The organism is Campylobacter sp. W0066.2, from assembly GCF_024723515.1.
GTDB lineage: Bacteria > Campylobacterota > Campylobacteria > Campylobacterales > Campylobacteraceae > Campylobacter_D.
In genome coordinates this window covers 23,643-38,699 of sequence record NZ_JANQCV010000009.1, presented here as the reverse complement: position 1 = coordinate 38,699, position 15,057 = coordinate 23,643, and the positions used below count along the sequence as shown (strand labels likewise).

General features: G+C 26.1%; 12 protein-coding genes and 1 pseudogene. 4 read left to right on the top strand and 9 right to left on the bottom strand.

Going from position 1 to position 15,057, the window contains the following annotated elements:
* Window positions 1-30: 30 nt before the first annotated feature.
* From queF to dnaA, 6 genes and pseudogenes are all read right to left on the bottom strand, one after another.
* Window positions 31-417: a preQ(1) synthase gene (gene queF / locus CAMP18498_RS05260; protein WP_039617048.1), complete on the bottom strand. Its 387-nt coding sequence runs from the start codon at window positions 415-417 to the stop codon at window positions 31-33.
* Window positions 414-1,394 (bottom strand): annotated as a pseudogene (locus tag CAMP18498_RS05255) (HrgA protein). Before CAMP18498_RS05255 ends, queF begins: the two are co-directional and overlap by 4 nt.
* The gene (locus tag CAMP18498_RS05250; protein ID WP_337197889.1) at window positions 1,391-2,383 is read right to left on the bottom strand and encodes an adenosine deaminase; all 993 of its coding nucleotides are present in this window, start codon (window positions 2,381-2,383) and stop codon (window positions 1,391-1,393) included. Before CAMP18498_RS05250 ends, CAMP18498_RS05255 begins: the two are co-directional and overlap by 4 nt.
* Before the next feature lie 8 nt (window positions 2,384-2,391).
* A complete protein-coding gene (gene gyrB, locus CAMP18498_RS05245) occupies window positions 2,392-4,710 on the bottom strand; it encodes a DNA topoisomerase (ATP-hydrolyzing) subunit B (RefSeq protein WP_337197888.1) in 2,319 nt (772 codons plus the stop codon).
* A gap of 9 nt (window positions 4,711-4,719) precedes the next feature.
* Entirely contained in the window at window positions 4,720-5,787 is a 1,068-nt protein-coding gene (gene dnaN / locus CAMP18498_RS05240; RefSeq protein ID WP_257904462.1) for a DNA polymerase III subunit beta, read from the bottom strand.
* A gap of 132 nt (window positions 5,788-5,919) precedes the next feature.
* A complete protein-coding gene (dnaA, locus tag CAMP18498_RS05235) occupies window positions 5,920-7,248 on the bottom strand; it encodes a chromosomal replication initiator protein DnaA (protein WP_337197887.1) in 1,329 nt (442 codons plus the stop codon).
* Between the two features lie 122 nt (window positions 7,249-7,370).
* Here dnaA and ruvC point away from each other — a divergent pair, with 122 nt between their 5' ends.
* On the top strand, window positions 7,371-7,847 hold the full coding sequence (gene ruvC, locus CAMP18498_RS05230) for a crossover junction endodeoxyribonuclease RuvC (protein WP_039619511.1): 477 nt from the start codon (window positions 7,371-7,373) through the stop codon (window positions 7,845-7,847).
* 2 nt (window positions 7,848-7,849) lie between these two features.
* On the opposite strand, the gene CAMP18498_RS05225 is transcribed toward ruvC, so the two are convergent.
* A complete protein-coding gene (locus CAMP18498_RS05225; protein ID WP_337197886.1) occupies window positions 7,850-8,482 on the bottom strand; it encodes a hypothetical protein in 633 nt (210 codons plus the stop codon).
* Between the two features lie 119 nt (window positions 8,483-8,601).
* Between CAMP18498_RS05225 and CAMP18498_RS05220 the strand changes: the two genes are divergently transcribed.
* From CAMP18498_RS05220 to CAMP18498_RS05210, 3 genes are all read left to right on the top strand, one after another.
* Window positions 8,602-9,222: a DUF305 domain-containing protein gene (locus CAMP18498_RS05220; RefSeq protein ID WP_337197885.1), complete on the top strand. Its 621-nt coding sequence runs from the start codon at window positions 8,602-8,604 to the stop codon at window positions 9,220-9,222.
* Between the two features lie 919 nt (window positions 9,223-10,141).
* Window positions 10,142-11,710 (top strand): site-specific DNA-methyltransferase, encoded by a 1,569-nt coding sequence (locus CAMP18498_RS05215; protein ID WP_337197884.1) that lies wholly within the window; start codon window positions 10,142-10,144, stop codon window positions 11,708-11,710.
* Window positions 11,710-13,743, top strand: a complete 2,034-nt coding sequence (locus tag CAMP18498_RS05210; RefSeq protein WP_337197883.1) for a DEAD/DEAH box helicase — start codon at window positions 11,710-11,712, stop codon at window positions 13,741-13,743. Before CAMP18498_RS05215 ends, CAMP18498_RS05210 begins: the two co-directional genes overlap by 1 nt.
* Window positions 13,744-13,816: 73 nt before the next feature.
* On the opposite strand, the gene CAMP18498_RS05205 is transcribed toward CAMP18498_RS05210, so the two are convergent.
* Window positions 13,817-14,782 (bottom strand): hypothetical protein, encoded by a 966-nt coding sequence (locus CAMP18498_RS05205; protein ID WP_337197882.1) that lies wholly within the window; start codon window positions 14,780-14,782, stop codon window positions 13,817-13,819.
* Window positions 14,748-14,978 carry a helix-turn-helix domain-containing protein gene (locus tag CAMP18498_RS05200; protein WP_337197881.1) on the bottom strand — a complete coding sequence of 77 codons (231 nt, stop codon included), beginning with the start codon at window positions 14,976-14,978 and terminating at the stop codon, window positions 14,748-14,750. The genes CAMP18498_RS05205 and CAMP18498_RS05200 overlap by 35 nt, the downstream gene beginning before the upstream one ends.
* Window positions 14,979-15,057: the final 79 nt, after the last annotated feature.

The window sequence follows — 15,057 nt, the reverse complement described above, 5'->3', positions numbered from 1 at the left end:
ATAATATATCCTTTTATTTTTAATAAAAACTTAATTTTGTGGAACTACTAAATCAGATCTGCATTCAATCACGGTATGCACATTACCACGAGGGTTAAAATCGCCTACTACTTTTATCCATTTTGGATCAAGTTTTTCTTTTAAAGTATTGTAAATTTCATTAATACTTGCTTCATGTGAAACATTTCTATACATGAAGGTATTGATATAAAGTTTGATTGCTTTAAGTTCTACTACTAATTTATTTGGAATATATTCTAAGTAAATTGTAGCAAAATCAGGATATCCACTACGCGGACAACAACACATAAATTCAGGCAAAGTGATTTTAATCACATAATCATTTTTAGCATCATTTGGCCAAACTTCCATATTTTCTACACTAAATTCTTTGATTTCTTTTTCACCATATCTCATTGTTTTTCCTTTATTATAATTTTTTTATTAATTATATATTTTTCCATCTCTTCATCTTCTAAAATTTCATCATAAAATGAAATTCCTATGCGATTGTAATCACCTACATTTATATCTTTATTTATATTTTCTATAAAATTTTTAAAATCTTTATTTTTATACACTAATAAATCCAAAGTTTTTAAATCTAAATTTAATTTTTCTTTTGCAGGAATTACTACTTGAGAAGAATTTAAATCATTAACATCAAGTTTTATAAAACCTATGCCAAAAGCATTATTTAATCTCCAAAGCTCATCTAAAATTTCTTCATCATACTCTAATGTTATTAAATATCCTTCATTAGCCCAACTAGAATTACTTACAGCTTAAAAATAATATTATCTTAAATTTGAAAAATCAAGTTTAAATTTAAGCTCAAAACTATAAAGTTTATAAGAAATTTGGTTTAAATTTTTAAAAAGTTCAAAAGAATCATTTTCATAATCTTTAAACGGAAAATGCACTCCAACTATATCTGGATGTATCCATTCATTTTCTCCACTTTTAGCTTTAATACTTTTTTCGTGAAAAATAGTTTTACTAAAAAGATTAAAATTCGCATTATCATATAAAAATTTAACAACTAAAGGATGTAAATCTCTTTCATGAAAATAATTTTTTGTTTTTTGTTTTTCTTCATTTTTTTGTATATTTTCTAGTTTTTTAGAATTTAGTTCATTTTCACGAGATTTTAACCAAAATTTTGTTGGATTTTTTGTTGTTATTAAAAAAATAGAATTTTCTTTTTTTAAATTTGTATAAATTTTTGCTAATAAACTTTGAATAGGAGTTTTAGTCAAATTTCCATCTTTGTAGCTTTGTAATTTTTTATCATAGCCTTTATTTAAAGCTAAATTCCAAATTTCATTGCCACTAAGTGGAAATTCACAATTTTCTAAAACCTCTTTAATTAAATCTAAAAAACTATATTTCATTCATAAGCCTTAATTTGTTTTATCAATTTTTCTTTTTCATTTTCTTGTAAAAAAGAAGCATTAATGGCATTAATACAAAGTTTTTCAACCTCATCTTTACTAAGTTTAAAAGCTTCATCTAAGGCTATAAAATTTTCTAAAATATATCCTCCAAAATACGCTGGATCATCTGAATTTACACAAACACAGAGATTTTGTTTTAAAAGTTTTAAAATATTATGTTCTTGCATATTTTGAAAAACTTTTAATTTTATATTTGATAAAGGGCATATTGTTAGTGGAATTTGACTTTTTACTAATTGTTTTACAAGCTCTAAATCTTCTTCACACCTTATGCCATGATCTATTCTACTTACACCAAATTCTAAAGCTTGTTTGATATACTCACTACTTCCTTCTTCACCCGCATGCATAACTAATAAAAAGCCTTCTTCTTTGGCTTTTTGAAATAAATTTTTAAATTTAAAAGGAGGATTATTCAGTTCAGAACTATCAAGTCCTATGGCTTTGATTTTATCTTTATATAAACAAAGTTCATCTAAAGTTTTTAAACCCTCATCCTCACTTAAATGCCTTAAAATACAAGCGATTAAAAAACTTGAAATTCCAAATTCTTCTTTTGCTTTTTGTAAAGCTTGCCAAATTCCTTCTATAACATCTTTTAAAGCTATATTTCTAGCAGTATGAGTTTGAGGATCGAAAAAAATTTCAGTATGAACTACATTTTGCTCTTTGCATTTTTTCATATAAGCAAAGGTTAAATCATAAAAATCTTGCTTGCTTTGTAAGACATTTGCACCTTGATAATATATATCTAAAAAATCTTGTAAATTTGAAAAATTATAAGCTTTTTTTATCTCATCTTCGCTTTTATATTTTAAAGCAATATTATTTCTTTTAGCTAATTCAAACATCATTTTAGGCTCTAATGAGCCTTCAATGTGTAAGTGTAATTCTACTTTTGGGATATTTTGTAAAAAAGTTTTCATTTTAAAAATCAAACATCTAAATGTTTAACATCTTTAGCATGAGCTTGTATGTACTCACGGCGTGGTTCTACATCATCACCCATGAAAAGGTTGAAAGTATCATTTGCTCTTTGAGCATCTTCTATGGTGATTTTTAACAAACGACGATTACTTGGATCCATAGTTGTTTCCCAAAGTTGTTCAGGATTCATCTCACCAAGACCTTTATAGCGTTGTATATAAGCACCTTTTTTAGCATTTTTTTCAACTTCATCTAAAATTTCTAAAATATCTTTATCAAATTTTAAATCTCTATCTTTGATTTTTTGATAAATATAATTTGCTTCTTCATATAAAGGATTAGCAAATAAATCATCATTGATGATAAGCTCTTCTAAACCATTTTCAGTTTGTACATAAACACGAATTTCATTTTCATTGATATATGAATTTAAGATATTGTGATTTTGTTTTTCTAAAAATTCTTTTATGACTTTAAATAATTCTTCATTAGAAGTTTTTATTAAATCAGGATTTTCTATCAAATACCTAATCACTGAAATCACATTAAATCTTTTTTCTAATTCTTTTAAAACACTTCTATAAGCTGCAACGATTTTTAGGAAATCTTTTAAATCATTTAATCCTACACCCTCATAAGTAGAACTTTCTATGCCTGTTTCGATCAAATAATCATTTAAAGCTTTTTCATCTTTTAGATAAATTTCTTTTTTTTGACCTTTTTTATAACGATATAAAGGTGGTTGAGCTAAATAAATATGTCCATTTGTTACAAGATCATTCATAAAACGGAAGAAAAATGTCAAAAGCAAAGTTTGTATGTGAGAACCATCCACATCAGCATCGGTCATAATAATGATTTTATGATATCTTAATTTTTCTATATCAAACTCATCACCGATCCCACAACCAAAGGCTGTGATCATATTTTGAATTTGTTCACTTTTTAAAATTTTATCAAGTCTTGCTTTTTCAACATTGAGTATTTTACCTCTTAAAGGTAAAATCGCTTGGAAAGTTCTTTCTCTACCTTGTTTTGCAGAACCTCCTGCACTATCACCCTCAACTAAATAAATTTCACTTTCACTTGGATCTTTACTTTGACAATCAGCTAATTTTCCTGGCAAAGTCCCTACACTTGAACTTTCTTTTTTTCTTGTTAGCTCTCTAGCTTTTTTAGCTGCTTCTCTACCACGAGCTGCCATTAAAGCCTTATTCATAATAGCTTTTGCTTCAATAGGATTTTCTTCAAAATATTTTGTCAAATACTCAAAAGAAGCCTTAGAAACTATAGGTCTAACATAACTTGAACCTAATTTTCCTTTAGTTTGTCCTTCAAATTGTGGCTCAGGTACTTTTACACTTACAACTGCTATCAAACCTTCTCTTACATCATCACCTGTGATTTTAGAATCTTTCTCTCTAGCACTTGCATTTGCTTCAATGTAATTACTAATAACACGAGTTAAGCCCATTCTAAAACCTGCTTCGTGCGTTCCACCATCTGGAGTTTTGATATTATTTACAAAAGAAAGTAAATTTTCACTATAACTATCATTATAAAGCAATGCTACTTCAACATTTACATCTTCTTCATCTACATTGAAAAATATTGCCTTAGTTAAAGCTTGTTTTTTATTTAAATCTGTAACAAACTGACTTATACCACCTTCAAAATGAAAGCTTTCTGCTTTTCCTACGCGATTATCTTTAAAATTTATAGTAATTTTTGGATTTAAATATGCAAGTTCACGAAATCTTTTTGCTAAAATTTCATAATCAAAATCAGTCATTTCAAAAATTTGATCATCTGGCCAAAATTCTATGATTGTTCCTGTTTTTTTACTTTTACCTATGGTTTCAAAATTACTTGTGACTTTACCTTCTGAAAATTCTTGTCTGTAAATTTCTCCATCTCTATGTACTGTAGCAACTAATTTTTTTGATAAAGCATTTACAACGCTCACACCAACCCCGTGTAAACCACCTGAAACTTTATAAGTATCTTTATCAAATTTTCCACCTGCATGAAGTACGGTTAAAACTACAGTTAAAGTAGGGATATTTTCAGTAGGGTGAATTCCCACAGGGATCCCTCTACCATTATCACTTACTATACAAGAACCTTCTGTGGTAATTTCTACATTGATCGTATCACAAAAACCTGCCATAGCTTCATCGATAGAATTATCCACTACTTCATAAATCATATGATGAAGACCGCCTATATTGGTATCACCTATATACATACCAGGGCGTTTTCTAACAGCTTCTAAGCCTTTTAAAACTTTAATATTTCCTGCGCTATAATTTTGATTTTCTTGCATTTATTTTCCTTATAAAATAACTGGCATAATTACAGTTTGTAATTCTTCACTTGAAACTAAGAATGCCATATGAGGTTCATTTATGCTAAGTTTGAATGTTTCACTTTCAATAGAATTTAAAAAGTCAGTGATGAATTTATTTTTAATGCAAAGATTAAATTCCTCATCTATATTAAGTTCTATTTCAAGTTCAGTTTTTGCTTCCATATTATCTAAACTAATACCTTCAAATACAAGTTTATCTTTATGAAAATTTAATTTCATTTTTTCAGTGATTACATTGATTTTTTTCAATGCATCCATAAATTCCTCAGTTTTAAAAATAAATTCCTTTGTAATATTTTTTGGAATTACTCTTTCATAATCAGGGAATTTATCATTAATAAGTTTTGTAAAAAATTCAAAATTATCATTTTTTGCAATTAATATATTTTCATCATAATAAATTTCAATTTTTTCAAAAAAGATTTTTTGCATTTCTAAAATAGCTTTTTTAGGAATACAAAGGTTAAATTCTTTTTCATTTGTTTTATTTAGCGTAAAAACTGCTAAGCGTTTAGTATCTGTCCCTACGAAACTAATGTGAGTAGTTTTTATATCAAGTAAAGCACCATTTAAAGAATACTTTGGATTATTTGTATCAACTGCAGGTAGGATTTTTTTCAAAGATCTACTTAAATCACTTGAATCAATATCAAATTTATCTTTTCCTTCAGTGCTTGGGAAATTTGGGAAATCTTCATAATTAAACATAGGAAGTTTATATTTAGTTCCTTTTTGTCTAATAAAAAGGAAATTTTCTATGGTTTCTAAGACTACATCTTCGTTATTTAAACTTTTTATAATATCTAAAATACTTTTAGCATTAGCAGTTGCAAAACCTGCACTTTCAACTTTGATTTTTTTGATTTTATAATTAATACCTATTTCATAATCACTTGCTCTTATAATTAATTTATCTTCAACTACTTCAAAAAGTAAGTGAGAAGCTATATTGCTTGAGTCTTTTTTATCTACATAAGAATTAGTTAAAACTATGGCAGATTCTAAAGTGTTTTTATTAATGCTAATTTTCATTTTTACTTCCTTTGTTTTTTAAATTTATTTTATCATAATAATAGGCAATGTGAAAATGTGAAATGCTTTTTAAAAGTCTTTTTTTATAGAAATTTTACTCATAGAATAAAATTTTTTGTTTTTCACTTTTATTCACAGGGTGCTTTTTATTTTTGTCAAAATTTTATTTCTTAATTCTTCTACTATGGCTTTTAAGTTTTCATTTTCATTCATTAGTTCTTGAATTTTTTTAATATTATGTGAAATGGCGGTGTGATCTTTCATATTAAAAAATCTAGCAAGCTGAGGCATAGACATAGTTGTAAGTTCTCTTGCTAAATATATCACAACCCTTCTTGCCATAACGATATTTTGTGTTTTTTTATTTGATTTTATATCATTAGGTTTAAGATTATAGCTTTTTGAAACATCAGCAAGTATATCTTCAACACTGATATTTTCTTTTGTTTCTTTAATGTGATCTTTCATAAAGCTTTTAACGATTTCTAAAGTGATTTCTTGGTTAAAAAGTCTTGCTTGGGCATTTAAATTTGTAATCATGCCTTCTATTTCTCGGATATTATCTCCCATTGAAGTAGCGATGTAGCTTATGACTTCAGGTTTAAGATAAATAGCATTAAATTCGCATTTTTTCTTGATAATTGCGATTTTTGTATCAAGCTGAGGTGGAGTGATATCTGCAATGATCCCATTTGCAAAACGACTTTTTAAGCGTTCTGTTATACCTTTTAACATATTTGGAGGATTATCACTTGTCATGATGATTTGTCCAAATTTTTCCTTGATTTCATTAAAAGTAAAGAAAAATTCCTCTTGAATTTTATCTGTTTTACCTAAAAACTGCACATCATCGATGAGCAAAACATCGCAATTTTTGTATTTTTCATGGAATTTACTCATGGTTTTGTTATTTAAATGCATGGTAAAATCATTGATAAAATTATCACTTGTAGCATAAATAACCTTATATCCATTATCCAAACACACATTTCCGACAGCTTGAAGCAAGTGAGTTTTTCCAAGTCCTGTGGGGCCATAGATAAAGATAGGATTGTATAATTTTCCAAGTTTGCTTTTATCGGTAATGGCTTTGCAAGTTGCATAGGCAAATTGATTAGAATCTCCTACAACAAAACTTTCAAAAGTAAAAGAAGGATTTAAAATAGTGCTTTGAAATTTAATCTGTGAAATATCTGTAGAAAAATGTTTTTTTTCTATCTTTTGATCATTTGTGATGATTTTAACTTGAGGATTAATCCCTGTTTTTACTTCATAAAAATAAGCTAGTTTTTGTGCGTATTTTGTTTGTATAAATTTAGCCAAAAAATGATTTGGTGCTATAAATACTAAGATATTATTTTTACTTAATTTTTCACTAAATTGTAAGTGAGAAATGTAAGTATTGTATTCGTTATTGCTAATTTCAGTTTTAAATTCAAGTAAAAAATCTTTTATATTCATTATTTTTCTTATAAATTATGATGTAAAACTTAAAATTCTAGCTTATTTTTTATAAAAAATGGTTAAAATTATTCACATAAAAATTTAAATTTCACATCTATGTGAATAAAAAGGTGAAAAGTTTGAAAGTTTTAGGGATAGATCCTGGTTCTAGGTATTGTGGATATGCTATTGTAGAAAGAATTAATAATAAAAATCAACTCATAGAAGCAGGTCTTATCAAAATCAAACCTAATGATTTGCAGTATCAAATCACAGAATTATGTGAAGGGCTTGATCTAATCTTTAAAAATCATCAATTTGATGAGGTAGCTATAGAAGATATATTTTTTGCTTATAATCCAAAAACGGTTTTAAAACTAGCTCAATTTCGTGGAGCTTTGAGTTTAAAAATTTTACAAACTCATGGAGAATTTGCAGAATATACACCTTTGCAAGTGAAAAAAACCGTAACAGGTAAAGCAAAAGCTACTAAAGAGCAAGTAGCTTTCATGGTAAAAAGATTGCTTGGAATTTCAAAAGATATTAAGCCACTTGATATTACAGATGCTATCGCAGTGGCTTTGACACATTTAGCAAATTTGAGAGTGAAAAAGTAATTTTACTTTCCATTTCCTATAAAATAAATTTCAACATCATGTAAAAGTTTTTCACATACTGCTGAATCAGTGCTTTTTTCTACTACTAGGTTGATGTGATTTTTGGTATCTCTAAAGCTACCTGCAGATTTTGAATTTTTTAATTCTAATTTTTGATTATCCTTTAAATATTTGATAGTGATTACAAACTTATGTGCAGCACTTGCTTCGCCTAGGTTAGTTTCTATTAAAACATTCATATTAGATGCTTTTGCTAGGGTTGTTTGGGTTTTATTAATCACTTCTTTCATTCTTCTATTGAGTTCTAAAATTCTTGAAATGAATTTATTATCTATACTTTCAAATGCGATTTTTAATTTATTCATGATTTCTTGATTAGTTGGTTTATCAGGAGCTACATACACCATATAAAGGCCGTTTTTAATATCTACTTTTGTGCTTTTTGTATCACGTCCACTACCAAAAATTTTAATATAAATGGCATTATCAAGATATACTCTATCTATCATAGGCCCATAAATTTCATATTCTCTTTTTCTTACGATTACTTCTCTTGCGGCTACTTGAATTTTTACTGAACAATCATGAATTATAGGTTCCATTTCTTTTTTTATCTCAAGTAGTTCTCTAAGCATTTTCCATCCTTGTGTATTTTTAAATAAATTATAACAAAAAAAAATTGAATTTTTTTGTTAATTTTAGTTTGTGATATTTTTATATATTTTTGATTTTAAATTAAAAGTCAAGGAAAAAAATGAAAATAAAAACTATAGTTTCAAGTTTAGTTTTAGCAAGTGCTTTATTTGCTGCAAATTCTCACCATGCTCATCATGGAGCTTCTGGAAGTATTTCATCACAAATCATGATGAGTATGCATGAACCTATGATGAAAAATCCTTTAGTACAAAGCAATGATATAGAAAGAGATTTTTTAGCTAATATGATTCCACATCATCAAGGTGCTATTGATTCATCTAAGCTTTTATTAGAACATACTAAAAGTGAAGAGATGAAAAAAATCGCTCAAAATATCATCAAAGCTCAAGAAAAGGAAATCCAAGAATTTCAAGAAATTTTAGATAAAAATCTTTATACAAAAACTCAAATTGATGAAGAAACTTATAAAAAATTTGTCCAAGAAGAAAAAGAGTTAATGCAAAAAATGATGATTTTAATGAGTTCGGTTAAAGAAAGTAAAAATATCAATAAAGACTTTCTAGAAGCGATGATAACACATCATCAAGGCGCGGTAGATGCTTCAAAACAAATTTTATTTTATTCTAAAGACAAAACTATTACTGATATAGCGAAAAAAATCATCTTAGATCAAGAAAAAGAAATTCAAGAATTTACGAATTTGTTAAAGTATATGTAATAAAAAATGGTCTGATTGAGTTTTAACTAATATTTATAAAGGCTTATTTTTAGATATTTACAGTTTTTTATATTTTTTAAAGAACCCCAAAAAGAACCCTATTTAAAATATAAAAAAGGGAGGGTCTCATTCCGCCACTATCCTCCTCTGATAAGATTATTATAACTTTTTATCCTGATAATTTAATAAGAAAATTTTTTATTTTTCTTTTTGGTTCTTTTTATTCTCTTTTTAATTTTTATAAAAAGAGAATAAAGCTACATTTTATAGTAGTATTATATTAATTACAATTTCTTGTAATATTTCCATAGTAGTTAAACCATTTTCTATTTGTTTTTTTGAATTTGCACTAGATAAAATTTCAATTTCCATTTTTTCCTGTGGTAATACCAAAGTCATTAGATCTGACATTCCTAAAGTTTTAATTGTATTTGGATATTTTTCAGCCCATCTTTCTAATATTTTTAAAGCATAGTGAGAAATTTGTTTATTTATCTATAAATTATAAATTTGATGAAATGATGTTTCATTTAAAATAGATTCTAGTCTTTTTATATTTGGATAATTAAAATTTATAACATTCCTTTTTTGATTTTTATTTAATTACAAGTATAAAATATTTTGTCTTATAAATATAAAAATTAAGATGAAAATTTTAGTAAAAGAAGATAGCTATTTACTCCAAAAAATGACACTATTTTTTAAGTAAATAACAAAATATTCTCTGCGAGGCTCATAGAAAAAATGATTTTTTGAGATTAATTTTTTTTAATTTATGATTTGTAATTTTTATGTATATCTAAAAATATTTTAAATAATTATCTTATGTATTTTTATTATAATTTCACAAAATAAATATCATGATTTTACTCAACAAATGAATATTAATTTATTAGATAATATTTAAGAAAGGCGTAAAATGGAAAGAAATGAATTGCAAAGCTTGCAAGAATTAAAAGAAGAAGAAAAAATAAAAATTTTAGATCGTGCAAGTAATGGTATATTAGAAAAAGAAAATGCAGATTTTCTAATAAAACTTATCGATAATGCAGAAAACAAAACAGAAGTTTTAAAGATATCAGCTCTAGGCATGACTTATAAAAGAACAGGTTTTCATTTTGATGTGCGTTTAGAGAAAAACGAAGGACAAACAATAAGATATTTAAAAAAGAATGAAAATCTTAGTTTTGATCAAGGTGGAATTACTCATAAACTTATAATAGGCGATAATTATCCTGCTCTTTTAAATCTTTTAATTAACTACAAAAACAAAATTAAAGTAATTTATATAGATCCACCTTATGGCAAAGATCATTTAGGGGCATTTGCGCAAACTAATTACAATAATGCAATCACAAGAGATAATTTGCTTTCCATGCTTTATCCAAGATTAATACTAGCAAGACAACTTTTAAAAGATGATGGTGCTATTTTTTGTAGTATTGATGATAGAAATCAAGCTTATGTTAAATGTTTGTTTGACGAAGTTTTTGGAGAAGGAAATTTTGTTAGCACATTAATATGGCGAAAAATCGAAGAAAATAGTTCTTCTGGTGGTACAATGAAAATAACAAAGAATTTTAGAAAAGACCATGAATTTATTATTTGTTATGCAAAAAACTACGATTTATTCTTAACTAATAAATTTTTGGAATTACCAAATTTTGAAAATGAATATAAGAATTTAGATAATGATCCTAGAGGGGAATTTAAAGCAGGTTCAATTAGCATGAAAGGTAATAAAAATTCATTAAAATATTATGAAATTGAAACCCCAAGTGGAAAAAAATATAGTAGAGTTTGGAGAATTACAAAAGAAGAATTTCAGGCGTTAGATGATGATAATAGAATTTATTACGGGAAAAATAAAGATTCTGTACCCCAAATTAAAATTTTTATTAATGAAGAAAGACCTGTTACACCGACAAGTTTTTTTGAAAATTTAGGAAGTTCTTTTTCTGCAGGAGAATATTTAAATAAAATATTTAAAAATGATAAAGGTGAAAGTATTTTTTCCAATCCAAAACCTGTTGATTTAATTAAGAGAATTTGTGAAACCTCCACAAACACAAATCAAAATGATATTATTCTAGACTTCTTTGCAGGTAGTGGAACAACAGGGCATGCTGTCTTAGAGTTAAACAAACAAGATGGTGGTAATAGACAATTTATTTTAGTTACTAATAATGAAGTAACAGATTTAAATCCAAATGGAATTGCCCTAGATGTTACTTCAAAGCGTTTAAAAAGAATCATGAGTGGAGAATGTTATGATGAAAGTAAAGATTTTAAATGGTTAGAAAAAAATACTCCTTATGGAGATAGCTTAGAAGTTAGTGAAATTGAAAGTATTGCTTCAAGCGATCATTCAGTTTTTGAAAAAATAGATGAAAAACTTTATGGAAAAGATTTTGAAAATATCCATGATAAAATAGAATGGATATGCAAAGAATTTGAGCTAACTTGCAGAAAAATAGAAGGTGAATGATGAAACAAGAAATTGTAGAATTACAAAATGAAGCTGTAAATTCCTTGTTTAATTTAGCTATACAAGGGAAAGAAAATATCACCTTAAAAGCACCCACTGGAAGTGGTAAAACATACATGATGGCAAGCTTGATGAATAAAATGCTAGAAATTGATGATGATTTTATCTTTATAGTTTCTACTCTTTCTAAAGGAAAATTAGCAGGACAAAATTTTGAAAGTTTTGCAAATCTATCTTTAAATACTTTTACAAAATTAAACCCTTTTTACATTAGCAGTGGTGCAGAAAATACAAAAAATACAGAATATAGTCTATATATTGATATAAATCATAATGTGTTTGTTTTACCTACCTCACAATATACTAAAGCAAGTAGAATTAATAAAGAAAAAAGCTTATTAGTATTTTTAGAAACTTGTAAGAATCTAGGTAAAAAAATAATTTTAATAAGAGATGAAAGCCATATAGCTACAAATCAGCTAAATGAGTTATCAAATTATTTTACTCAAGTTATTAATTTTTCAGCTACTCCTAAAAATGATCAATTTGATGTTTGTATATCAGAAAATGACGCTGTTAGTGCAAATTTGATTAAAAAAGTAGAATATATAGAAGATGAAGAAGATTTAGAAAGTGGATTAAGCAAAGCTTTAGATAAATTTAAAAGCATTAAAGAAGTTTATAATAAAGAAGGGATAGTTCCTGCTTTTATAATACAAATTTCTAATCAAAATAATGCAGAATATGAAATGGAAATCATCAAAAAAGTTTTAAAAGAAAAAGATTTAAAATGGGTATGTTTTGTAGAAAAAGAAAATGGCTATGAAAGTAATAGTAGATTAGAAAAAGTAAAAAATAAAAGCCTGTGGCAAAACTATGTTAAACAAAATGATTTTCCTATTGACGTTGTAATCTTTAAAATGGTTATAACAGAAGGCTTTGATATGCCTAGAGCTTGTATGCTTTATCAAGTTAGAAATTCACAATCTAAACAACTTGATGAGCAAGTTATTGGGCGTATAAGGCGTAATCCTTGTTTAACATATTTTGAAAAATTAGATAAAAATACTCAAGAAATTTTTAGCACAGCTTATGTTTATGGTATAAAACCTAAAGAAGATCAAAATAAACGCGCAATAGTAAAATTAAAGGGTGAAATTAATAAAGGTTTATTTGAAAACGAAATAATTAAAGAATTTGCTCCATTTAAAATCACTGTTCTTAGAGAGGTTGCTTTAGATGATATAGATATATCAGATTGTATCAACAATGATATAGAATACTATAATGAGTCTATTTTTAAAGCTTATAAAAAATTTCAATCTTGTAGTGATAAAGTAAAAGAAAAGCAAAGAGATTTTGTTACAGATTTTAATAAATGGTTTGTATTTAATGCTAATTTAGATAATATCAGCAATAAGGTAAGTTCTGTTGTTGAAGATTATGAAAAATATGGAGATGTAGTTGAAGTTCAATTAAGAGATGATATTTATAGTTTTTTTGATAGCAATGGAAGTTCAGTTATATTTACTGATTGGATATGGGAAAGTAAAGGGAGTAGATTTCAATTTGATAGTGAAGCTGAAGAGAGGTGGTTTACAATCCTTGCTAATTTAAAAGATATATGTTGCAAAAAAATAAAAATTAATAATGTAGAAGTTTCTTTATTTGGTAAGAATTTCATAGATAAATCAAATATTAAATTTGATTATTATCACACAAGAAAACACACAAGTTATCCTGACTTTATCTTTAAAGATAAGCAAAATAAAATTCATATTTTTGAAGTAAAAAGTGTAAATAAAAGTAGTTCTTCAAATATAGATGAGACTTCATATAAAGAAAAAATTGAAAAACTAAAAGAAGCTTATATTTATGCAAGTGAAAAAACAGGGTATATTTTTTACCTTCCCGTGAAAATCGGTGATGATTGGAAAATATGGAAATGTGAAAATGGAGTGGTTGAAGAAAATATAAATGAAGAAATGTTTGTTGAATATATGAGAGGTGAAAAGCAAGGTAGGTTATTTTGATTTTTGTTAGCATGTGATAGTTCTTGAGTATGAGCGAATAGTTTTACTTAAAGAACTATCAAATTAAGATTAATTATAATATCTTAAAAATTTTCTTCTTTCCACCTTTTTCTTGTGCTTCATAAAAAATACTCCAATAAATGTTTTTATATTTATCTAGCAGTTTCCATAAAGCATTTCTACCTACTATTTCTACATAATCTTGTTCAATTTTCTTTTTGATTTTACTTGCTAAATCTTGCTGACAAATACCATTTTTGTTTTCATTAAGAATTTCTTTAACGAGATTAAGGGTAATTTGTGTTTTATGATTTTCTGCAAATTCTAAATAATCCACAAATTCAAATTCTAAATTTAATGTGTTTATTTTAAATGCCTGAGATTTTGTAGCAAATCTTCTTTTTTGAGGCTCTAAAAGAATTACAAACTCTTCATCTGCTTTAATATCTTTTTTATGTAAAAAATATCCTTCATCCACACTATCTAAAAAAGTTGTTGCACCTTTGTAAGCTTTATTATTTTCATCTGGTTTTTGTTTTGGTTGATGATGCAGAAAAATAATAGTAGCTCCATTATCTCTTATTTTTTGCAATTCATCAAAAACCTTAATCATTGTAAAGTCTTTATTAAAATCATCTTGAATAAAATTTCTAATGCTATCAATTACAATTAATGTGTTTTTTAAATCTCTAAAAAGACTAAACTTATTTGTATTGTTAGAAAAAAAATAATAAAAATTTGAACTTTTTAAAAATTCACTTCCTTTTCGTTCTTTCAATATTCTTTCATTATTGTCGCCATCAAAATAAAATATACGATCTACTTTGTTATTATCAAGCAGATATTTACTTAAATATAACATAAAATAACTCTTACCACTTCCTGCACTAGCATAAAACATTACTAAAGACTGTTTTACAAGAAAACTATCTATCAACCATTCAAAATCAATATTTTCTAGTTTTTCTATATTTACTTGCTTAAAATTCTTTTCAAAAACAATATCAAGTAGTAGCTTGTTGCTCTTTATAGAATTCATTTTTATCTAGCCATATTTCAATCTCACTTCTTTTATATAGAATTGTTTTTCCTAATTTAATAAAAGGCAAGGAGTTAGCTTGATTTTGATTTTTTTGCATACGCATTTTATATTGTTTACTAAGACTAATTCCAAATTCGCATTCTAATTGCTTAGGGGTTAAAAAATTTTTGTTTTTTGGTTCTATAATTTGCATGTACTATCCTTTATATTTTCATAAAATAATAATTTATTTTCTAAAAATTGTCAATAATTATCATTAAATTTTTTTATTT